Annotated in this window: 20 protein-coding genes and 2 pseudogenes; 14 read left to right on the forward strand and 8 right to left on the reverse strand. The window is 54.1% G+C overall.

Going from position 1 to position 22,097, the window contains the following annotated elements; all coding sequences use genetic code 11:
* Window positions 1–59: 59 nt before the first annotated feature.
* A complete protein-coding gene (gene cadC / locus ACQ29O_RS05680) occupies window positions 60–1,604 on the reverse strand; it encodes a lysine decarboxylation/transport transcriptional activator CadC (protein WP_020936843.1) in 1,545 nt (514 codons plus the stop codon).
* A 181-nt stretch (window positions 1,605–1,785) separates the two neighbouring features.
* Window positions 1,786–2,976, reverse strand: coding sequence for an NO-inducible flavohemoprotein (gene hmpA / locus ACQ29O_RS05685; protein WP_000883145.1), 1,191 nt, complete (start codon window positions 2,974–2,976; stop codon window positions 1,786–1,788).
* A 324-nt stretch (window positions 2,977–3,300) separates the two neighbouring features.
* Between hmpA and glyA the strand changes: the two genes are divergently transcribed.
* Together glyA and ACQ29O_RS05695 are read left to right on the forward strand one after the other, a co-directional pair.
* Window positions 3,301–4,554: a serine hydroxymethyltransferase gene (gene glyA / locus ACQ29O_RS05690; protein WP_000919178.1), complete on the forward strand. Its 1,254-nt coding sequence runs from the start codon at window positions 3,301–3,303 to the stop codon at window positions 4,552–4,554.
* A gap of 195 nt (window positions 4,555–4,749) precedes the next feature.
* Window positions 4,750–5,889: a 3-phenylpropionate MFS transporter gene (locus ACQ29O_RS05695; RefSeq protein WP_001173729.1), complete on the forward strand. Its 1,140-nt coding sequence runs from the start codon at window positions 4,750–4,752 to the stop codon at window positions 5,887–5,889.
* Here the strand turns inward: ACQ29O_RS05695 and csiE are convergent.
* A complete protein-coding gene (gene csiE / locus ACQ29O_RS05700) occupies window positions 5,884–7,161 on the reverse strand; it encodes a stationary phase inducible protein CsiE (RefSeq protein WP_020936844.1) in 1,278 nt (425 codons plus the stop codon). The two genes, ACQ29O_RS05695 and csiE, sit on opposite strands and share 6 nt — an antisense overlap.
* A 125-nt stretch (window positions 7,162–7,286) precedes the next feature.
* On the opposite strand from csiE, the gene ACQ29O_RS05705 reads away from it, so the two are divergent.
* Together ACQ29O_RS05705 and ACQ29O_RS05710 are read left to right on the forward strand one after the other, a co-directional pair.
* Complete coding sequence (locus tag ACQ29O_RS05705; protein WP_000805728.1) at window positions 7,287–7,925, forward strand: DUF1007 family protein; 639 nt, start codon at window positions 7,287–7,289, stop codon at window positions 7,923–7,925.
* Complete coding sequence (locus tag ACQ29O_RS05710) at window positions 7,916–8,902, forward strand: nickel/cobalt transporter (RefSeq protein WP_000111022.1); 987 nt, start codon at window positions 7,916–7,918, stop codon at window positions 8,900–8,902. The genes ACQ29O_RS05705 and ACQ29O_RS05710 overlap by 10 nt, the downstream gene beginning before the upstream one ends.
* On the opposite strand, the gene asrC is transcribed toward ACQ29O_RS05710, so the two are convergent.
* The 5 genes and pseudogenes from asrC to suhB form a co-directional block, all read right to left on the reverse strand.
* A complete protein-coding gene (gene asrC, locus ACQ29O_RS05715) occupies window positions 8,903–9,916 on the reverse strand; it encodes a sulfite reductase subunit C (RefSeq protein WP_000020681.1) in 1,014 nt (337 codons plus the stop codon). It abuts the gene before it with no gap.
* A gap of 10 nt (window positions 9,917–9,926) precedes the next feature.
* Window positions 9,927–10,746 (reverse strand): annotated as a pseudogene (asrB, locus tag ACQ29O_RS05720) (anaerobic sulfite reductase subunit AsrB).
* A 3-nt stretch (window positions 10,747–10,749) separates the two neighbouring features.
* A pseudogene (gene asrA, locus ACQ29O_RS05725) lies at window positions 10,750–11,794 on the reverse strand (anaerobic sulfite reductase subunit AsrA).
* Between the two features lie 181 nt (window positions 11,795–11,975).
* Window positions 11,976–12,854, reverse strand: coding sequence for an alpha/beta hydrolase (locus ACQ29O_RS05730; RefSeq protein ID WP_000174956.1), 879 nt, complete (start codon window positions 12,852–12,854; stop codon window positions 11,976–11,978).
* Window positions 12,855–12,998: 144 nt separating this feature from the next.
* Window positions 12,999–13,802 (reverse strand): inositol-1-monophosphatase, encoded by an 804-nt coding sequence (gene suhB, locus ACQ29O_RS05735; RefSeq protein WP_000553472.1) that lies wholly within the window; start codon window positions 13,800–13,802, stop codon window positions 12,999–13,001.
* A 118-nt stretch (window positions 13,803–13,920) separates the two neighbouring features.
* Here suhB and trmJ point away from each other — a divergent pair, with 118 nt between their 5' ends.
* The 10 genes from trmJ (at window position 13,921) to pepB (ending at window position 22,051) form a co-directional block, all read left to right on the forward strand.
* Window positions 13,921–14,652 carry a tRNA (cytosine(32)/uridine(32)-2'-O)-methyltransferase TrmJ gene (trmJ, locus tag ACQ29O_RS05740; RefSeq protein ID WP_000940032.1) on the forward strand — a complete coding sequence of 244 codons (732 nt, stop codon included), beginning with the start codon at window positions 13,921–13,923 and terminating at the stop codon, window positions 14,650–14,652.
* A 159-nt stretch (window positions 14,653–14,811) separates the two neighbouring features.
* Window positions 14,812–15,306, forward strand: a complete 495-nt coding sequence (gene iscR / locus ACQ29O_RS05745) for a Fe-S cluster assembly transcriptional regulator IscR (RefSeq protein WP_001241346.1) — start codon at window positions 14,812–14,814, stop codon at window positions 15,304–15,306.
* A gap of 180 nt (window positions 15,307–15,486) precedes the next feature.
* Window positions 15,487–16,701, forward strand: a complete 1,215-nt coding sequence (gene iscS / locus ACQ29O_RS05750; protein ID WP_000775263.1) for a cysteine desulfurase — start codon at window positions 15,487–15,489, stop codon at window positions 16,699–16,701.
* Window positions 16,702–16,728: 27 nt separating this feature from the next.
* Window positions 16,729–17,115: a Fe-S cluster assembly scaffold IscU gene (gene iscU / locus ACQ29O_RS05755; protein ID WP_000331704.1), complete on the forward strand. Its 387-nt coding sequence runs from the start codon at window positions 16,729–16,731 to the stop codon at window positions 17,113–17,115.
* A gap of 28 nt (window positions 17,116–17,143) precedes the next feature.
* Window positions 17,144–17,467, forward strand: coding sequence for an iron-sulfur cluster assembly protein IscA (gene iscA, locus ACQ29O_RS05760; protein WP_000028952.1), 324 nt, complete (start codon window positions 17,144–17,146; stop codon window positions 17,465–17,467).
* A 195-nt stretch (window positions 17,468–17,662) separates the two neighbouring features.
* On the forward strand, window positions 17,663–18,178 hold the full coding sequence (gene hscB, locus ACQ29O_RS05765) for a co-chaperone HscB (protein ID WP_000384398.1): 516 nt from the start codon (window positions 17,663–17,665) through the stop codon (window positions 18,176–18,178).
* Window positions 18,179–18,190: 12 nt separating this feature from the next.
* The gene (gene hscA / locus ACQ29O_RS05770) at window positions 18,191–20,041 is read left to right on the forward strand and encodes a Fe-S protein assembly chaperone HscA (RefSeq protein ID WP_001196651.1); all 1,851 of its coding nucleotides are present in this window, start codon (window positions 18,191–18,193) and stop codon (window positions 20,039–20,041) included.
* A 1-nt stretch (window position 20,042) separates the two neighbouring features.
* Complete coding sequence (gene fdx / locus ACQ29O_RS05775) at window positions 20,043–20,378, forward strand: ISC system 2Fe-2S type ferredoxin (RefSeq protein ID WP_001124466.1); 336 nt, start codon at window positions 20,043–20,045, stop codon at window positions 20,376–20,378.
* An 11-nt stretch (window positions 20,379–20,389) separates the two neighbouring features.
* Window positions 20,390–20,590 (forward strand): Fe-S cluster assembly protein IscX, encoded by a 201-nt coding sequence (gene iscX, locus ACQ29O_RS05780; protein WP_000523621.1) that lies wholly within the window; start codon window positions 20,390–20,392, stop codon window positions 20,588–20,590.
* A 177-nt stretch (window positions 20,591–20,767) separates the two neighbouring features.
* Window positions 20,768–22,051, forward strand: coding sequence for an aminopeptidase PepB (pepB, locus tag ACQ29O_RS05785; RefSeq protein WP_000133534.1), 1,284 nt, complete (start codon window positions 20,768–20,770; stop codon window positions 22,049–22,051).
* The last annotated feature ends 46 nt before the right edge of the window (window positions 22,052–22,097 follow it).

Consider the following 22,097-nt stretch of genomic DNA (forward strand, 5'->3'; position numbering starts at 1 on the left):
AATAAAAGCGAAAAATTTAATATCTTTTCGCTTTTATTTGTCATGGTTCAGCGTTAAATTTAATCTTCTGCCAGAAAACTATTCAGATAAGGGACAATTTTCTGAACGGATGTCTGAAATACGCCGTTCTCGATCCAGTACAGCGTGTTTTCACCTGGACGTAAATTAAAGGCGGTCAGATAGGCATCAGCGGCCAGACGATTCTCACCTTTCATTTCGTAAACTTTCCCCAACAGGACATAGTTAAACCACGACATTTCAAGCTCGATGCTTTTATTGATTTCCTCATACGCTGCATCGATATCACCTTTGCCCAAAAGATCAACGGTCTTGATTTTATAATAAACAGACGTTTTCTCAACGCCCGGAATTTGATCTATTTTTTTAAACTCTTCGTTCAGCGCAGCCACTTGTTCTTTATCAAACGGCTGTTGTGATTGCCGTAATACATCTACCAGCACTTTATATTCATAGGCATAGTTGAAATCAGGCGTTTCCTTAATAATGCCATTCAGAATATCGCTGGCTTTACCTAGCGCCTGCGCATCGCCGCTCAGAATAAGCTGGCGCGCCTCATAAAAACGCATCAGCGCGGTATTTTGCGGCGTTCTGAACAGGGCCAGTTGTTCTCGCATACGATTAGGCCAGGGCTGTGTTAAAACGAAAGATAGGCTATTAAACAGATCATCCCGGATGGACAACTGGTTAGTATTGGTGACGAAATAACGCTTATCCAGCATGGTTGAACCATCGGCGTTATCAATGAGCACCACAGACATAAAGCACTGCTGCGCCCGATAGTGGCGCTGATTGACAAACTGAATGGTTAACGTCTTACCGGAGCTGCTTGGCTCATTGACCCGGTAATTGGTTTTATCATGTACCATAAAGGTCGAGTAGGTGTTCAGCAAGTCGGTGATTAAGCCGCCCAGACCGATAGCGTAGGACTCCTGCGAGACCCAGTTATTACAGGAATTGCCGCCTTCAAAACGAACATCTATATCTCGTGGGTTAAGTAATAACCGCGTTTTTGTTACCGCGGCATTATGATCTACCACCGACATCACGATAAACACCACCAGCGTCGCCAGCGAGAGCAGGAACATCACCCACGTCCAGAAAGCGGCGATACGCGGCTTTTTCGCCTTTTTAGTCGGCGTTTGCAAAGAGGCGGGCGGCACAGGCGTAGCGGCAGTAACCCCCTCTGTCGGTTCTGCATTCGTCGCTGCGATCGGCGGCGGCGGCGACGTTGATGAATTATCGATCTCATCGCTATTTTCTTCGCACCAGATAACCGGCGCCGTCAGCTTATAGCCGCGTTTAGGTACGGTAACGATGTATTCAGCATTGCTGTCTCCGCCATCTCTTAATGATTTGCGTAGTTCAGAAATGCTTTGGGTGACAACATGGTTGGTCACGATGGTGCGCATCCAGACATGATCAATAATGTTATCCCGGCTTAACACTTCATCCGGGTGATGCGCAAAATACATCAGAAGATCGATCAGCCGTGGTTCAAGAGTAATCTGGCGTCCCTGACGACTGATCTGATTAACAGAAGGTGTAACCAGCCACTCTCCAATGCGTACAACAGGTTGCTGCATAAAAAGATGCCCTAACGAGCTAAGTCAAACGTTAATAATAACACGATTTGCACAGACTTTTTTTATTCCCCTTTTTTGTAAAAGAAAGGCATAAAAAGCAGCGCAATAAGCAGGGGAACGGGGAGGAAAACGGGCGTTCGCCTTAACGATAACGCCCTTTTTTTCAGTGGATTTCTTGCAATTACAGCACTTTATGCGGGCCGAAGCATTCGTAATGAATGTTTTCGTGATTCACGCCAAGTGAAACCAGTTGTTTTGCGGCAAACTGCATAAAACCTACCGGGCCGCAAAGATAGAACTGCATTGCCGGATCGCTGATCGCAGCTTCCAGTTTGCTTAAATCCATCAGCCCTTCGCTGTCGAAGAGGCGTTGGGCGCGATCGGCCTCAGTCGGCTCGCGGTACCAGGTATGGGCAGTGAAACGCGGCAGTGTACGGCCCAGCTCGCTCACTTCGTCGGCAAACGCATGGACGTCGCCGTTCTCCGCCGCGTGGAACCAGTTCACCTGCGCGGTATGCTGTTCTTTCGCCAGCGTATCGAGCATCGCTAACATCGGCGTCTGGCCGACGCCAGCGGAAATCAGCGAAACGGGGGTATCAGCGGCGACATTCATAAAGAAGTCACCTGCCGGCGCAGCCAGATGCACCACATCGCCCACGCTGGCGTGATGGTGTAACCAGTTTGATACCTGGCCGCCGTCTTCACGCTTCACGGCAATACGGTACCCTTTGCCATCGGGTTTACGGGTCAGTGAATATTGGCGGATCTCCTGATGCGCAAAACCTTCCGGCTTCAGCCAGACCCCCAGATACTGCCCGGGACGGTATTCCGCCACCGTACCGCCGTCGACCGGTTCAAACTCAAAGCTGGTGATCAGTGCGCTACGCGGGGTTTTCGCAACGATGCGGAAGGGGCGCGTGCCTTCCCAGCCGCCGTCTTTGCTGGCGTTCTCGTGATAAATCTCGGCTTCCCGATGAATAAAGACGTTAGCCAGTACGCCATAGGCTTTGCCCCACGCGTCCAGCACTTCCTGGCCCGGGTTGAACATTTCGTCCAGCGTCGCCAGCAGATGCGTCCCGACGATGTTGTACTGCTCCGGCTTAATCTGGAAGCTGGTGTGCTTCTGCGCGATTTTTTCTACCGCCGGCAGCAACGCCGGTAAATTTTCGATATTGCTGGCGTAGGCCGCGATAGCATTAAACAGGGCTTCACGCTGATCGCCGTTACGCTGGTTGCTCATATTGAAGATTTCTTTGAGCTCCGGGTTATGCGTAAACATACGGTCGTAGAAGTGGGCGGTCAGTTTCGGTCCTGTTTCAACCAGCAGGGGAATGGTGGCCTTTACTGTAGCGATGGTTTGTGCGTCAAGCATACGTGCTTCCTTTATGTGAAAATCTAATGATGTATATCAAATGCATCTTATAAAAATACCCTTGCATTGTAAATGGATCTTCTCTGCTTTACGTTATGGAGGTAACAACGTGAAAAATCTGCATCACAAAGCTGAAAAGAAATCCGTTGAAATTCGTCAGGCTCTCGTTCAGGAAACCCTTATCTGACGCATAGGTAATCGTTTGCGTAAAAACCTTTGTCAAGACCTGTTATCGAAGAATGATTCGGTTATACTGTTGGCCGAAGTCCCACGGACTGCCTTTTCAGGCACAAATTTTATTGTTAGCTGAGTCAGGAGATGCGGATGTTAAAGCGTGAAATGAACATTGCCGATTATGATGCCGAATTGTGGCAGGCTATGGAGCAGGAAAAAGTACGTCAGGAAGAGCACATCGAACTGATCGCCTCCGAAAACTACACCAGCCCGCGCGTGATGCAGGCGCAGGGGTCTCAGCTGACCAACAAATACGCTGAAGGATATCCGGGCAAGCGCTACTACGGCGGTTGCGAATACGTTGATGTCGTAGAGCAGCTGGCTATCGACCGCGCGAAAGAACTGTTCGGCGCCGACTACGCTAACGTGCAGCCGCACTCCGGTTCTCAGGCTAACTTCGCTGTTTACACCGCGCTGCTGCAGCCGGGCGATACCGTTCTGGGTATGAACCTGGCGCAGGGCGGCCACCTGACTCACGGCTCCCCGGTTAACTTCTCCGGTAAACTGTACAACATCGTACCTTACGGTATCGATGAGTCCGGTAAAATTGACTATGACGAGATGGCGAAGCTGGCCAAAGAGCACAAGCCGAAGATGATTATCGGTGGCTTCTCTGCCTACTCCGGCGTGGTTGACTGGGCAAAAATGCGTGAAATCGCTGACAGCATCGGCGCATACCTGTTTGTCGACATGGCGCACGTGGCGGGCCTGATTGCCGCAGGCGTTTACCCGAACCCGGTTCCGCACGCTCACGTTGTCACCACCACCACCCACAAAACCTTGGCGGGTCCGCGCGGCGGCCTGATCCTGGCGAAAGGCGGCGATGAAGAGCTGTACAAAAAACTGAACTCCGCTGTCTTCCCAAGCGCGCAGGGCGGCCCGCTGATGCACGTGATCGCGGGTAAAGCGGTGGCACTGAAAGAAGCGATGGAGCCGGAGTTCAAAGTTTACCAGCAGCAGGTGGCGAAAAACGCCAAAGCGATGGTGGAAGTGTTCCTGAACCGCGGCTACAAAGTGGTGTCTGGCGGCACTGAGAACCACCTGTTCCTGCTGGACCTGGTGGATAAAAACCTGACCGGTAAAGAAGCTGACGCCGCGCTGGGCCGCGCTAACATCACCGTGAACAAAAACAGCGTGCCGAACGATCCTAAGAGCCCGTTCGTGACTTCCGGTATCCGTATCGGTTCTCCGGCGGTCACTCGTCGCGGCTTCAAAGAAGCGGAAGTGAAAGAGCTGGCTGGCTGGATGTGTGACGTGCTGGACAACATCAATGATGAAGCCACCATTGAACGCGTGAAAGCGAAAGTGCTGGATATCTGCGCCCGCTTCCCGGTTTACGCGTAAGCGCTTGTGTTGTGAGAATGGCCCGATGGCGCTGCGTCTGTCGGGCATTACTTATGCGCCATAACGTGACGCCGCCGGAAGTCATTATCCGGCGGCGTTGCCGTTTGAACTTCTCCCTCCGCCTGTTAACCTTATGTTACCCTTGCCAGCGCAACCGTTTACCGCCAGACTATCGCCTCCAAACGGGAGGGAGTCATGGCATTGCATTCCACGCGCTGGCTGGCGCTCAGTTATTTCACCTACTTCTTTAGTTACGGTATTTTTCTGCCCTTCTGGAGCGTCTGGCTCAAAGGTCTTGGGCTAACGCCGGAAACCATCGGTCTTCTGCTGGGCGTGGGTCTGGTCGCGCGTTTTCTCGGTAGTCTGCTCATTGCGCCTCGCGTAAGCGATCCTTCGCGGTTGATCTCCGCGCTGCGCGTACTGGCATTGCTGACGCTGGTATTTGCGCTGGCATTTTGGGCAGGAACGCATGTCGCGTGGCTAATGGTGGTGATGGTTGGGTTTAACCTCTTCTTTTCACCACTGGTGCCGCTGACCGATGCGCTGGCCAATACCTGGCAAAAGCAAATTACCCTGGACTATGGTCGGGTGCGGCTGTGGGGGTCCATCGCCTTCGTGATAGGGTCGGCGCTGACCGGTAAGCTGGTGAGTTTATACGATTACCAGGCGATTCTGGCGCTACTGACGCTCGGCGTCGCCTCGATGTTGCTGGGTATGTTGTTACGTCCCAGCGTGCCGCCGCAAGGGGAAAGCCGTCAGCAGGAGAGCGCAGGCTGGCCCGCCTGGCGTACGCTGGTGGCACAAAGTTGGCGTTTTCTCGCCTGCGTCTGTTTGCTGCAAGGGGCGCACGCCGCCTACTACGGTTTTAGCGCCATCTACTGGCAGGGGGCTGGCTATTCAGCATCGGCGGTCGGCTATTTATGGTCGTTGGGCGTGGTGGCGGAAGTGATCATTTTCGCCCTGAGTAAAAAGCTATTTCGCCGGTTTAGCGCCCGCGACTTGCTGTTGCTTTCCGCTGTGTGCGGCGTGGTACGCTGGGGACTGATGGGCTGGAGTACGGCGTTGCCGTGGCTGATTGTGATACAAATCCTGCACTGTGGCACGTTTACCGTTTGCCATCTGGCCGCCATGCGCTATATCGCTGCGCGTCAGGGAAGCGAGGTGATTCGTTTGCAGGCCGTCTATTCCGCTGTGGCGATGGGCGGCAGCATCGCGATTATGACGGTATTTGCCGGTTTTCTGTATCAACATCTGGGCGGCGGCGTGTTCTGGATTATGGCGCTGGTGGCATTGCCCGCTATCTTCCTTCGGCCCAAAGTGGTTGCCGCGTCATGATTCCAGGATCTTGCGGATCTGCTGCTGTTGGTGCTCTGTGAGGGTGCGATCCGCATGAATTAATGGCGGTGAGAAGAGCGGTAGCGGCGTGGCGTAAGGGGTAACAATCAGCGCTACGCCGCGCGGGCATCCCTCTTTTTGAAATGCCTGGAGCGATAGCCGTCTGATATTCAGCGGCAACAGGGTCAGTTCACGCAGTTGCTGCTCAATATGCGTCTCCAGCGCATCATTTTTATCCGCTAACAATACGATCTGTCTCTCATGCAAATCGTTATCCTGCATTAGCCAGGCGCCGAAAATCACTGCCACCAGCCCCGTCTCTTCCTCGGAAAAGTGGATACCATATTCGGCTTCAAACCCGGCGAGCGCCTCACGTGTGGTGCGAACCAGACGCGGATAAAGACGGTTGAACTCTTCCGGAAGCGTATTATCGATGCCAATCGTGAATAAACTTCGGTTCAGCGCCTGGGCGAGATGGACATACAGCTGATCGTTAAGCCCTTGTTCGTCGCTGAAGCGTACGTTCCCTTTTTCTCGAAAGCGCAGCACCAGCCGCGCCACCTCCAGTCGCAGTTGCTGCGCCCGTTGATGCGTGTCGCGAATCGGGTCGGGGAGGCGAATCATTGAAAACAGTAACGCCATAAACAGCGCTTCATTGAGCGGTGCGGCCTGCATCACGTAGCGCTGCCAGTGACGACCAATTTCCTGGGCGAGTGGATATTCCGCGCACGACTGCGCCCAAATCTGCTGCACAGGGTTGAATTCCGGGGTGATGCCGGCATGGTGTTGTAGCAGACAATACTGTAAAAAGAGACGCAGGAACTGCACGTCGCGATGTTCAAATGGTTTTTGCAACCGGCGGGCGCACAGATTGATGAGCGCGTGCAGATTAATATCGTCATACAGCGGACGCGCGATACCGCGCTGCTTTAGCGCGTTTTTTAAGGCCGGGGTAAACTGTTGCGTGACGAAGGTCGGGCATAAACGCAGGCCGCGCCTGAGCCAGTGTAAAAGGCAAAGGCGCTGATCGAGTGCTGTACCTTCGATCCGATAGCAACCGTTCTGGCATGTTGTGATGGCAAGGCGATGATAGCGCTGGATCTCCAGGCTTGTCTCAGTGATATCCTCACGGGCAGTATCATCATCAACGCCATTAAGCGCGCTGAAGATTTCCACCGTGGCAATTGGCTCCGGCTGGAAAAGCGTCAGCAATACCTGACAGCGGCGCTGGGGAGCGGAAAGTACAGATGGTGGGGCAATTGTCGGCATCATCTGTCAGGTCTCCCGTTAGTTTGTCTGGTAAGGATAGCTAAAGTTTGCGTGTGAAAAATGTGATAAGCGTGCTTTTAGGCCAGGAATGCTGAGGAGTGTCACAGAATTTTTATCGCGAGGAACAGATGAAGCCAGTGAAACGCAGCGCCTTAACACTATTTCTTGCCGTTTTATCTTTCGTGGCGGCGGCGCATCCGCACAGCTTCATCCGTCTGCAAACGCAGGTGGTCAGTGAAAATGAGCAATTTGTGGCGTTAAAAATGCGCTGGACAATGGACGCGCTGACGTCCGCAGATCTGCTGTATGACGCCGGAAACGCGGCACCGGGGTCAGAAATATGGAAAAAGTTGGCGGCGGAAGTGATGGCTAACGTACTTGGGCAGCACTACTTTACAGAAGTGTGGCGCAATGGCGCGAAAGTGAAGTTTAAAAACAGGCCGACAGAATACGGTATGACGCGTGACGCGCATCAGGCGGTATTGACCTTTACGCTACCGCTGGCTGAACCGCAGCCGTTAAGCGGACAGACTTATACCTTTTCAACGTTTGATCCCTCTTATTATGTCGATATGCATTATGACCAGGACAGCGATATCACGATGCCGGAACCGCTGCGCGAAAAGTGTCGGATTCAGGTTTATACTCCTGCGCCCGGCGAAGAGACGCTACGTTTCGCCCAGTCGCTGGATAAAGAGGACGCGCCGCCGGAGGATATGGATTTAGGTAAACAGTTTGCCCAAACGGTGACCTTGCAATGTCAGTAATTTTTTCTCAACGCACTCCAGGGCGACGCTGGCTCTCGCTGTGGCCATTGGCGTTATTCCTGCTGCTGATGCTGGTTGGCGGTCTGTGGATATGGCAGGCCTGGCCGCAGGTGATGTTGAAAAGCGCTCTTTGGCAGCGGGACGTAAATCAGCAGTTGAGCGCGCTGCTTAATGCGGTGGCGACGCATCCTGAGCGGGCGGGCGGATCGTTGCTTCTGCTGAGTTTTATGTATGGCGTGCTTCATGCGCTGGGGCCGGGACACGGCAAAGTGGTGATCGCGACATGGCTGGCGACGCATCCTTCGAAGTTGAAATCGAGTATCGTGTTAACCCTCGCCGCCGCGTTATTACAGGGGCTCGTGGCTATCGGGTTGGTGGTGGGCGTGCTGACCGTATTGCAACTTCCGTCCAGGCAGCTCCATCTGAGCGGCTTCTGGCTGGAAAAGGGGAGCTATGCGTTAGTTGGCGGGCTGGGCATTTTGCTGTGCTGGCGGGCCATAAAAAGGTTACGCGCGCTGCTACGTAAACCTGTCTTTATCGCTTTTACGCCGCGCCATGTTCACCATGAAAAATGCGGCTGCGGACATCAGCATTTACCGACGCAGGAACAATTGCATAGCGGCGATGACTGGCGCGCGCGACTCATGATCGTACTGTCTATGGGGATGCGGCCCTGTTCCGGCGCGATAATGGTGCTGTTATTCAGTAAAGTGATTGGCGTTTTTAGCTGGGGAATGGCGTCGGTACTGGCGATGGCGGCGGGAACCTCGCTAACGATTACCTCGCTGGCGCTGCTGGTACACACTTTTCGTGATCTGGCGGTGAAACTCAGTGGAAACAAAGCGCCGGCGTTATGGCGGCAGGTAGGCTGGTCAACGCTGGCGCTGGCCGGAGGGGGCATACTGCTTGTTGCGGCGCTGGTCATGTGGTTTAGCGTGCCGCAGCCTGTGGGCGGGCTGCGGCCATGGCGTGGTTGATTAGTGTCCGGCGGGTTTGAGATGCATCCGCGCGACGGATTCGTCTTCGGCCCAGTAAATGCGTTCGGCGACCATCGCTTCCGGATTGAGCTGAACGCCGCGCAGTACCCGTTCTTTAAAACGCAGATAGCCGCCTTTGTCGATCAGATGGCCCATATGTAGATAGATCGGTTTTCCGCCGAGCATCTCTTTTTCAAATTCATACAGGTTAACGATCACCTGCTTTATCACATCTTCAGTCACCCAGTTGAGGAAGAGCTTGCCGACGCGCGGCGTCTTTTTACTGGTGCGTCCGCCCAGACGGACTTGCCAGAGCTGATCCGGCTTACGTTGCCAGGCCAGCGTCGGACAGGCCAGCACGCACTCGCCGCAGCCGATACAGGCGGACTCTTCTTTGACCGCTTTGCCGTTCTTCAGCGCCAGGCAGCCTACCGCGTGGTGACTACAGGCCTTCACGCAGGCGCCGCAGCCGATACAGCGATCGGCAGTGAAGCGCATTTTCGCCACGCCAATAATTCCCAGATCGGCCATTGACGCCTTCGCGCAATCATTCGGGCAGCCAACGATGACCGTTTTGAGATGATAAGGGCTGGGATAGACCAGTTTTTCAAGACGACGGGACAGACCGGTCGTGTCAGTGTTGGCTTTCTGGCAAATGCGGTTCCCCTGACAGGCGGCAATATTTCGCCCGCCAATAGCGAGATAGCCCGCTTTGGTATCCTCAACCTGGACGTCGCACAGTTCTATTTCAATCTCGCGAAGAAACGGCTCCAGCGCAGCGTTCACGTTGTCGATATCTTCGTAACGGATACCCGGCATCGCCAGCTTCTGGCGGGTAGTGAGGTGAATTTGTCCGTTGCCCCAGGTTTCGGCGATGTCACGCGCCACCGTTAGCAAATGCGCGGGCAAAATACCGCCGGGAATGCGGACGCTGATCATGGCTTCGCCGCGCACTTTTGACAGGCGATATTCGTTTTTCGCACGGGCTTTAATGATATCAATATCAATGCTCATGATGTTCTCCTTAATCGGCAAAACGTTGCGCGACGGCGTAGTTAAATATCGGACCGTCGGTGCAGACATACACTTCGCCCATACGGCAGTGGCCGCACTTCCCGACGGAGCAGGCCATCCGGCGTTCGTAGTCCACCCAGATTTGCTCCGGCTTGAGCCCTTTTTTGCAGCAGCATTTTTACGGTAAAGGTAATCATTATTGGCGGCCCAACGACGATGGCCTGCATAGTGTCGATATCGCTAAGCGTCATGTCGGCAAGCCGATCGGTCACCCGGCCAATCTGGTAACGGTCATCAGCCTCGCCTTCATCCAGCGTGAGTACCAGATTATGTTTGCCGCGCCACGTCGCCATTTCTTCTTTGTACAGCACGCAATCGCGATTTTTATAGCCGAGAATCATATCCAGTTGACCAATTTCCTGGGGATTCTCAACGAAATAGCGCATTAAGCCTTTCACCGGCGCGACGCCCGTACCGCCTGCGACAACCAGTAAGGGCTTATGGCGCAGCGTATCGACCGGATAGCCATTGCCATAGAAGCCGCGTAGCCACACGTTGTCGCCTTCTTTCAGCGTAAAGAGGGCGCTGGTCACTTTTCCGACATTACGAATCAGCAGATCTATCCAGCCGTCGCCGTAGTCGGAAACGGAGATGGGCGCTTCGCCGACGCGCGGCAGCGACACCTCAACAAATTTCCCCCAGTGCGCGGGAAAATCGACGGCCACGCGGAAATTCCACTCCAGCGGCGTGTGGCGAGTAATACTGAGGATGCGGTACGCCGCAGGCAGCAAACTGTGCTGCGGTTTATCATGACAGGAACAATGTGACATGCGTTATGCCTCCTCTGCCAGCGCCTGCCGAACGGCAGCGGTCATTTTATTGATAATCAAAGAAAATTTGATGTATTGCGGGCAGCGATCGTCGCAGCGGCCGCAGCCGACGCACATATGTTCAATGCCGTTGCGCGCTTTGTAGTCATTGACCTTATGCAGGGCGCGGTAGCGCAGACGCTCGCCGGGTTTTTCGCGAAAACCATGACCGCCGGCCATGTCGCTAAAGCCCGGCACCATGCAGCTTGCCCACTGGCGACGGCGTTCGCCGCGCTGCGGATTTTCATCATAGGCGACGTCAAAGACGCTATAGCAGGTACAGGTTGGGCACCCGGTAGTGCAGCGGCCACAACTGATGCAGCGGCTGTCGTAGGCGTCCCATAGCGGGTGGCGGGTGAGAATGTCGCGAATTTTTTGCGGATCGCGGCAAACGCTGTCCGGCGTGACGACGGTTTCCCGGTTTTCGCTGACGAAAGAGGGGGGTATAGTCAGCCTCCTGCCCCAGCCCTTGTATCGCCGCCTCGATAAAGGGATCGCGGATGCTGACAAGCGCGCCCTCATCGCTAAAACGCATGGCGGCGCTATAACAGTCAGTTTTATTGGTACCCATTGAGACGCAGAAACAATTTTCGAAGCTTTCTTCACACTCAATAAGGACGAAACGAATATGCTCCCGTAGCAGTTGATAACTGTAATCGGAATTATTCCCATTTGATAAATACATATAATCCAGCCGCGACATGGCGTTAATGTCGCAGGCGCGGGCAAAGATGATTATCGGGGAAATGTCTGTCTCGGCAATTTGAATGGTGTCTTTATCGAAATAAAAGAGCGTTTCGGTGATAGGGGCGATAATGGTATTCGGCGACATGTGCGATTTCTCGTGCCAGATGAGATCGCGCCAGCCGCTAATCCGTTGATAAATAATGTTGTCAGTGTCGGAAAAACGTCCGCCGCGAAACTCTGCGGACGGGGCAAACACGCGCCATTTTTTGTTTAATCGCTGGATAAGCAAACTAAACTCGTCAGGCGTAATTTTGATAGCCATCACATACTCCACAGTAATATTCAGGAAAAACAAATGAAAATAAATTGTTATAAAAATCAGTTGAATATTACTGTTACGCTAGCGCTAATCCATCGCCTTCGCTAACGGGAAAAAATGGTTTTTACTATCGGTATAATAAATATATTCTTAATCATAAAATATGCATATATACAGCGTCGCGCTATTTAGCGGATAGCGCTGTCTGAATAAATTTAATCATTGCATCACGGTAAAGGTTTGCATAACGTCCGGAAAAAGCATCAATGTGATCGCCGTCAGGAATGAAGATTTTTTGTTTGGGCTCCCGGGCGAGGGCATACAATTTCTCACTGTCCTGCCAGGGAATAACATGGTCTGCCGTGCCATGAAGAATCAATACCGGAATGGGGCTGACGCTGGCAATATTGCGATCCGCGCTATAGCGGTCATCAAGCAAATAGCCGCTGCCCGGGATCATCTGGTTGGCGATGGAGGAATAGGATAAAAACGTTGAGTCAAGGATAATCGCACGTATGCCCGCCTGGTCGGCGTAGCGCATATTTGCGCAGCCTACGCAGTGGCCTACGGCGGCCAGTACATTATTGCCGCCCAGGCTCTGCCCCAGCAGTACCAGGCGCTCGGGGTTAACGTCGGCGCGATGCCGCACATAATCTATCGCGCTTTTCGTATCGTCCAGTAGCCCCTCTTGTGATGGGGTACCCTCCGATTCGCCAAAACCACGGTAATCAAACATAAACAGGTTTACGTTGCGTTCTGGCAGCCAACTGACTAACGGCCAGTGCGCCGACATATTTCCGGCGTTGCCATGGACATGAATCACCGTCGCGACGGCGTTTTCCGGCCTGCCGAAAGCAGTGGGAATAAACCAGCCGTGCAGATGCGTGCCATCTTTGGCGGTAAAGGTAATGGATTCATCTTCGGCAGGGGTTGGCCCATAGACTTTATTGTCCGGGTAATAAAAGGCATTGATCGCTACGCGGGGTAGCAGATAAATACAGACCACAATGATAAACTGAATAAAAAGGGATTTGACGATGCGTCGGGTATGTTGAAGGGTCATGTTCGCTTCCTTGCCGCTTTATGCCAATAGCGGAACAGGGAGCGATCGTACAAAAACATGCAGGCAAGTAAAGCGATGAGGCTGTGTTTAGGAAAAACGCCTGAAAAGGCACGGCGGATGAGTGGCCCCATCCGCCGAAGAGACTTAGCGCTTCAGCGCATCGCTCAGTTCGTCGCGCATATTCGCCAGCATGGCTTTAACGACGCGCGGATTCCCCGCCACGATATTACCGGTCATCATGTAGTTATGACCTCCGGTGAAATCGCTGACGATACCGCCCGCTTCACGAACCAGCAGTTCGCCCGCGGCGAAATCCCACGGACGAAGGCCAATTTCAAAGAAACCATCGACACGACCTGCAGCCACATAGGCCAGATCCAGCGCGGCGGAACCGGTGCGGCGGAAATCGGCGCATTCGCTGAACAGCTTGCCGATAATATTAATGTAGGTGGTCGCGTATTGTTTGGCTTTGAACGGGAAGCCAGTAGCGAGGATAGTGCCGTCCAGATCGCGCGCGGTACTGCCGCGCAGACGGTAGCCGTTCAGCTGTGCGCCCTGACCGCGGGTGGCGGTGAACAGTTCGTTACGCATCGGATCGTAAACGACAGCCACTTCAGTACGGCCTTTAATGCGTACAGCAATGGAAACAGAGAAGTGTGGCAGACGTTTGATGAAGTTGGTGGTGCCATCCAGCGGATCGATAACCCATTGAACATCCTGATCTGTGCCAACGTGCTCACCGCTTTCTTCGGTGATAATAGTGTGTTGCGGGTAAGATTTGCGAATGGTGTCGATAATCACCGCTTCAGCGGCCTTATCTACATTGGTCACAAAATCGTTACTGCCTTTTTGGCTCGCTTCTACAGCGTCCGGAGTTTCATAGTTTTTGGCAATTACATTACCCGCCTTGCGCGCTGCGCGCACGGCGATGGTCAGCATCGGATGCATCGGTCTCTCTCACTGGATGTTAAAGAACGGGAAAACGGCGCAGAGTATAGCAGCGAGATCGGAATCTGTCTTGGTTTTATGGTAAGATGTCAGAATAATCTTTAGCTGAAGAAAGACAATGCTGCAAAACATTCGAATTGTGCTGGTGGAAACCTCCCACACCGGCAATATGGGCTCCGTGGCTCGCGCTATGAAAACCATGGGCTTAACTAACCTGTGGCTGGTAAACCCGTTGGTGAAACCGGACTCCCAGGCCATCGCCCTGGCGGCAGGCGCCAGCGATGTGATCGGTAATGCGCAGATCGTCGATACGCTGGATGAAGCGTTGGCTGGCTGTAGCCTGGTGGTCGGCACCAGCGCCCGTTCCCGCACTTTGCCGTGGCCGATGCTTGATCCGCGCGAGTGCGGCTTAAAAAGCGTGGCGGAAGCGGCAAATACGCCGGTTGCGCTGGTTTTTGGTCGTGAGCGTGTCGGGCTGACTAACGATGAGTTGCAAAAATGCCATTATCACGTCGCTATTGCCGCTAACCCGGAGTACAGCTCGTTGAATCTGGCGATGGCGGTACAGGTCATCGCGTATGAAGTCCGCATGGCCTGGCTGGCGACGCAGGAAAACGGCGACGCAGCAGATCATGAAGAGACGCCGTATCCGCTGGTGGACGATCTTGAACGTTTCTACGGCCATCTGGAGCAGACGTTGCTCTCCACTGGCTTTATTCGCGAAAACCATCCGGGGCAGGTGATGAATAAATTGCGCCGTCTGTTTACCCGCGCCCGACCGGAAAGCCAGGAGTTGAATATTCTGCGTGGGATTCTGGCGTCTATTGAGCAGCAGAATAAAGGCAAGTAACCGCATCAATATCGCACGGAACGCTAAATACCTGACTAATTTACTCAAGTAAATAGTTGACCAAATTACTCGGGAATGTCAGACTTGTCCCTGCTATGCAATACCCCCATTTTACAATAAAAAACCCCGGGCAGGGGCGAGTTTGAGGTTAAGTAAGACATGAGACTGACATCTAAAGGGCGTTATGCCGTGACCGCAATGTTAGACGTTGCGCTCAACTCCGAAGCGGGCCCGGTACCGTTGGCTGATATTTCTGAACGTCAGGGGATTTCCCTTTCTTATCTGGAACAGCTATTTTCCCGTTTACGTAAAAACGGTCTGGTTTCCAGCGTACGCGGGCCGGGCGGCGGTTATCTGCTGGGTAAAGATGCTGGCAGCATTGCGGTCGGCGAAGTGATCAGCGCGGTTGATGAATCCGTTGACGCGACCCGTTGCCAGGGCAAAGGCGGCTGCCAGGGCGGCGATAAATGCCTGACCCATGCGCTGTGGCGTGATTTAAGCGATCGCCTGACCGGTTTTCTCAACAATATTACCTTAGGCGAGCTGGTGAATAACCAGGAAGTTCTGGATGTGTCTGGTCGCCAGCACACGCATGACGCGCCGCGCGCCAGTGGTCGTGCGCAGGACGCTATCGACGTTAAATTACGCGCTTAATTAAAATATTACGCCATCTCTTCTGGCGGCCTCATGCGGTGAATGCCGCGGTCGTCTGAAGGATGAAGCGTAAAAAAGAATTCAGAATCAGGCCGGGACGCGGACGTCCCGTCAACACGGTCGTACATCCAGCCGGTTGCCTGATTCCTTGCATTGAGTGATGTACGGAGTTTAAGAGCAATGAAATTACCGATTTATCTCGACTACTCCGCAACCACGCCGGTGGACCCGCGTGTTGCCGAGAAAATGATGCAGTTTCTGACCCTGGACGGAACCTTTGGGAACCCGGCGTCTCGTTCACACCGTTTCGGCTGGCAGGCTGAAGAAGCCGTCGATATCGCCCGCAACCAGATTGCTGAACTGGTCGGCGCCGACCCGCGTGAAATCGTCTTTACCTCAGGGGCGACGGAGTCTGATAACCTGGCGATTAAAGGCGCTGCCAACTTTTATCAGAAAAAAGGCAAGCACATCATCACCAGCAAGACCGAGCACAAAGCGGTGCTGGACACCTGCCGTCAGCTTGAGCGCGAGGGGTTTGAAGTAACCTACCTGGCGCCGCAGCGCAACGGCATCATCGATCTCAACGAGCTCGAAGCAGCGATGCGTGACGACACCATTCTGGTTTCCATCATGCACGTGAACAACGAAATCGGCGTGGTGCAGGATATCGCGACCATCGGCGAAATGTGCCGCGCGCGCGGTATCATCTACCACGTTGACGCCACCCAGAGCGTGGGCAAACTGCCTATCGACCTGAGCCAACTGAAAGTGGATCTGATGTCCTTCTCCGGTCATAAAATTTATGGTCCGAAAGGCATTGGCGCGCTGTATGTGCGTCGTAAGCCGCGTATTCGCATTGAAGCGCAGATGCATGGCGGCGGGCACGAACGCGGTATGCGCTCTGGTACTCTGCCTGTCCACCAGATCGTCGGCATGGGCGAAGCTTACCGTATCGCGAAAGAAGAGATGGAGACCGAAATGGCCCGTCTGCGCGGTCTGCGTAACCGTCTGTGGAACGGCATCAAAGATATTGAAGAAGTTTACCTGAACGGCGACCTTGAGCAGGGCGCGCCAAACATTCTCAACGTGAGCTTTAACTACGTTGAAGGCGAGTCGCTGATCATGGCGCTGAAAGACCTGGCGGTCTCTTCCGGTTCCGCCTGCACCTCCGCCAGTCTGGAACCGTCTTACGTGCTGCGCGCGTTGGGCATGAATGACGAGCTGGCGCATAGCTCTATCCGTTTCTCTTTAGGTCGTTTTACCACTGAAGAAGAGATCGACTACACCATTGATCTGGTTCGTAAATCCATTGGCCGTCTGCGTGACCTTTCTCCACTGTGGGAAATGTACAAGCAGGGTGTGGATCTGAACAGCATCGAATGGGCACATCATTAATCGGTATCGGAATCAGGAGAATTTATAATGGCTTACAGCGAAAAAGTAATCGATCACTATGAGAACCCGCGTAACGTAGGGTCGTTTGACAACAACGACGATAACGTGGGAAGCGGCATGGTTGGCGCGCCGGCCTGCGGCGACGTCATGAAGTTGCAGATTAAAGTTAACGATGAAGGTATCATTGAAGACGCGCGCTTCAAGACTTACGGCTGCGGTTCCGCTATCGCCTCCAGTTCTCTGGTAACGGAGTGGGTGAAAGGGAAATCCCTGGACGAAGCGCAGGCGATTAAAAACACCGACATTGCAGACGAACTGGAACTGCCGCCGGTGAAAATTCACTGCTCTATTCTGGCGGAAGACGCGATTAAAGCCGCTATTGCGGATTACAAAAGCAAACGCGAAGCGAAATAAAATAGAACGTTAACATTGAGGTTTTGTTATGTCGATTACACTTAGCGACAGTGCAGCAGCGCGAGTTAATACCTTCCTGGCCAACCGTGGTAAAGGGTTTGGTCTGCGTCTGGGCGTGAGAACCTCCGGCTGCTCAGGTATGGCTTATGTACTGGAGTTTGTTGACGAGCCAACGGCGGAAGACACCGTGTTTGAAGACAAAGGCGTTAAGGTAGTGGTTGACGGCAAGAGCCTGCAATTTCTGGACGGTACACAGCTGGACTTCGTAAAAGAAGGTCTGAACGAAGGGTTTAAATTCTCCAACCCGAATGTGAAAGATGAGTGTGGTTGCGGCGAAAGCTTCCACGTGTAACCGTGTTCCGCTGTTATACCGAGCATTCGTGCTGTAGAAAAGCGGCAAGCGAGTGAATCTCCAGGCGCTTACTTGAGTAAATGACTGGGGGAACCCGCGCAGACAACGCATCTGCGGCGCGAAGTAAGAAGGTATAACCCCACCGTGGTCGCCTGCGTGTGGGGTTTGTTCTGACAGGCTATCCCTGAGAATGTTATGGATTACTTCACCCTCTTTGGCTTACCAGCCCGTTATCAGATTGACACCCAGGCGCTGAGCCTTCGTTTTCAGGATCTGCAACGCCAGTATCACCCTGACAAATTTGCCAACGGCACTCAGGCGCAGCAGCTTGCCGCCGTCCAGCAATCCGCCACGATCAACCAGGCCTGGCAAACGCTGCGTCACCCTTTGACGCGCGCGGAGTATCTGCTCTCCTTACACGGGTTCGATCTGGCCAGCGAGCAACATACGGTACGCGACACCGCGTTTCTGATGGAACAACTCACGCTTCGCGAAGAGCTGGACGATATCGAACAATCAAAAGACGACGTGCGGCTGGAAAGCTTCATCAAACGCGTACAAAAGATGTTTGATGCTCGCCTTCAGCAAATGGTGGAACAGTTGGACAACGCCGCGTGGGACGCGGCGGCGGATACGGTGCGCAAACTGCGGTTTCTCGATAAACTGCGAAGCAGCGCAGAACAACTCGAAGAAAAGCTGCTCGATTTTTAACTGGAATCTAACATGGCCTTATTACAAATTAGTGAGCCTGGTCTGAGCGCCGCGCCGCATCAGCGTCGTCTGGCGGCGGGCATCGACTTAGGCACTACCAACTCTCTGGTTGCGACGGTTCGCAGCGGCCAGGCGGAAACTCTGCCTGACCACGAAGGGCGCCACCTGTTGCCTTCAGTGGTTCACTATCAGCAGCAGGGCCATACGGTCGGTTACGCTGCGCGCGACAATGCCGCGCAGGATACGGCCAACACTATCAGCTCTGTGAAACGCATGATGGGACGCTCGCTGGCGGATATCCAGGCGCGCTATCCGCATCTGCCTTACCGGTTTAAGGCAAGCGTTAATGGACTGCCGATGATTGACACGGCGGCTGGATTGCTCAATCCGGTACGCGTATCGGCTGATATTCTCAAAGCTCTGGCCGCGCGGGCTAGCGAATCGCTCTCCGGCGAGCTGGATGGTGTGGTGATTACCGTTCCCGCCTATTTCGATGATGCCCAACGTCAGGGAACGAAAGACGCCGCGCGGCTGGCAGGCCTGCATGTACTGCGCCTGCTCAACGAACCGACGGCGGCGGCGATTGCCTACGGTCTGGACTCAGGCAAAGAAGGCGTTATTGCTGTTTACGATCTCGGCGGCGGTACCTTCGATATCTCTATCTTACGCCTGAGCCGCGGGGTGTTTGAAGTGCTGGCGACGGGCGGTGATTCTGCGCTCGGCGGTGACGACTTTGACCATCTGCTGGCGGACTATATTCGCGAGCAGGCGGGAATTGCCGATCGTAGCGACAATCGCGTTCAGCGCGAATTGCTGGATGCCGCGATTGCCGCGAAAATCGCCTTAAGCGATGCCGATACTGTTCGAGTTAACGTTGCGGGCTGGCAGGGGGAGATCACTCGCGAGCAGTTTAACGATCTCATTTCCGCGCTGGTTAAGCGCACGCTATTGGCCTGCCGTCGCGCATTGAAAGATGCCGGCGTTGATCCCCAGGACGTTCTGGAAGTGGTCATGGTCGGCGGTTCGACCCGTGTACCGCTGGTGCGTGAGCGGGTGGGCGAATTTTTTGGCCGCACGCCGTTAACCGCTATTGACCCGGATAAAGTGGTCGCTATCGGCGCAGCGATTCAGGCCGATATTCTGGTCGGCAACAAGCCGGACAGCGAAATGTTGCTGTTGGACGTGATTCCACTCTCTCTTGGGCTGGAAACGATGGGCGGCCTGGTGGAAAAAGTCATTCCGCGCAACACCACTATCCCGGTGGCGCGCGCGCAGGATTTCACCACCTTCAAAGACGGCCAGACCGCGATGTCTATCCATGTGATGCAGGGCGAACGCGAACTGGTGCAGGACTGCCGCTCGCTGGCGCGCTTTGCGCTGCGCGGGATTCCGCCGCTGCCGGCGGGCGGGGCGCATATTCGCGTGACCTTCCAGGTAGACGCCGATGGCCTGTTGAGCGTCACCGCAATGGAAAAATCCACCGGCGTCGAGGCCTCCATTCAGGTCAAACCTTCCTATGGCCTGACCGATGGCGAAATCGCCTCGATGATCAAGGATTCCATGAGTTTTGCCGAGCAGGACGTGAAAGCGCGTATGCTGGCGGAGCAAAAAGTCGAAGCCGCGCGCGTGCTGGAAAGTTTGACCGGCGCGCTAACTGCCGACGCCGCGCTGTTAAGCGCCGCAGAACGTCAATGCATTGATGATGCCGCCGCACATTTAAGCGCGGTCGCACAAGGCGATGATGTTGACGCCATAGAACAAGCCATTAAAAACGTAGATAAACAAACCCAGGAATTTGCCGCTCGCCGCATGGACCAGTCGGTTCGTCGCGCGTTGAAAGGCCATTCCGTAGACGAGGTTTAACATGCCGAAGATTGTTATTCTGCCTCATCAGGATCTTTGTCCGGATGGCGCAGTTCTGGAAGCTGAGACCGGTGAAACCATTCTTGACGTTGCGCTGCGCAACGGCATCGAGATTGAACACGCCTGTGAGAAATCGTGCGCCTGCACCACCTGTCACTGTATTGTACGTGAAGGCTTCGACTCCTTGCCGGAAAGTTCGGAAGAAGAAGACGATATGCTGGATAAAGCGTGGGGGCTGGAGCCGGAAAGTCGACTGAGCTGCCAGGCCCGCGTTACCGACGACGATCTGGTTATCGAAATTCCACGTTACACAATCAACCATGCGCGTGAGCATTAACAGAGGGTAGTATGGGACTCAAGTGGACCGATAGCCGCGAGATCGGCGAAGCGTTATACGACGCATATCCTGATGTCGATCCTAAAACCGTTCGTTTCACCGATCTGCATCAGTGGATCTGCGAACTGGACGATTTTGACGACGACCCTAACGCATCCAATGAAAAAATTCTGGAGGCGATTCTGCTAGTCTGGTTGGATGAAGCAGAGTAATTTTTGCGTCATGATCCTCGCCGCAGGTGCGTTGGCTACGTTCGCTCACCCCAGTCACATAGTTTGCTATGCTCCCGGGGATTCGCTCACTTGCCGCCTTCCTGCAACGCGAATCATTTAGCAAAAGATCTAACGGGCTGCCCTACGGCGGCCCGTTTGCTAATAAGGAAAATAACAATGACAGAAGCCATGAAAATTACGCTTTCCACGCAGCCTGCCGATGCGCGCTGGGGCGATAAAGCCACTTACAGTATTAATAACGACGGTATTACCTTGCATCTTAACGGTAAAGACGATCTGGGGTTGATCCAGCGTGCGGCGCGTAAAATCGACGGCCTGGGAATAAAACAGGTCGCGCTGACAGGCGAAGGATGGGATATCGAGCGTTGTTGGGCATTCTGGGCGGGTTATAAAGGACCAAAAGGCGTCCGTACCGTAATGTGGCCGGATTTAGACGATGCCCAACGTCAGGAGCTGGATAACCGCCTGACCATTATTGACTGGGTGCGCGACACCATTAATGCTCCGGCGGAAGAGCTTGGACCGGAGCAACTGGCGCAGCGCGCGGTGGATCTGCTGTGCAGCGTCGCGTGCGATAGCGTCACTTACCGTATCACCAAAGGCGAAGATCTGCGCGAGCAGAACTATATGGGGTTGCATACCGTAGGCCGTGGTTCTGAGCGTCCGCCGGTGCTGCTGGCGCTGGATTACAACCCGACGGGAGACAAAGATGCGCCGGTTTATGCCTGCCTGGTCGGTAAAGGTATCACCTTTGACTCCGGCGGCTACAGTATCAAACAAAGCGCTTTTATGGACTCAATGAAATCCGATATGGGCGGCGCGGCGACAGTAACGGGCGCGCTGGCGTTCGCCATTACCCGTGGGTTGAATAAACGCGTAAAACTGTTCCTGTGCTGCGCCGATAATCTGATCAGCGGCAATGCGTTTAAACTGGGCGATATTATTCGCTACCGTAATGGTAAGAATGTCGAAGTCATGAATACCGATGCGGAAGGGCGACTGGTACTGGCGGATGGCCTGATTGACGCCAGCGCGCAACACCCGGAGCTAATCATTGATATGGCGACGTTAACCGGCGCGGCGAAAACGGCGCTGGGTAACGACTATCATGCGCTATTCAGTTTTGACGATACGCTGGCGGGGCGCTTGCTGACCAGCGCGGCGCAAGAGAATGAACCGTTCTGGCGTCTGCCGCTGGCGGAGTTCCACCGTAACCAGCTGCCGTCTAACTTTGCGGAACTGAACAACACCGGCAGCGCGGCGTATCCCGCTGGGGCAAGCACCGCCGCGGGTTTTCTGTCGCACTTTGTTGAAAATTACCGCGAAGGCTGGCTGCACATTGACTGTTCCGCCACTTATCGCAAAGCGCCGGTTGAGCAGTGGGCTGCCGGGGCAACCGGTCTGGGTGTGCGCACCATCGCGAATTTGCTGACCGCCTGAGCGGTGTTTTTGTAGGCCGGGTAAGCGAAGCGCCACCCGGCATTTT

It is taken from the genome of Salmonella sp. GDC200615 (assembly GCF_050574145.1).
Classification (GTDB): Bacteria; Pseudomonadota; Gammaproteobacteria; order Enterobacterales; family Enterobacteriaceae; genus Salmonella; species Salmonella enterica.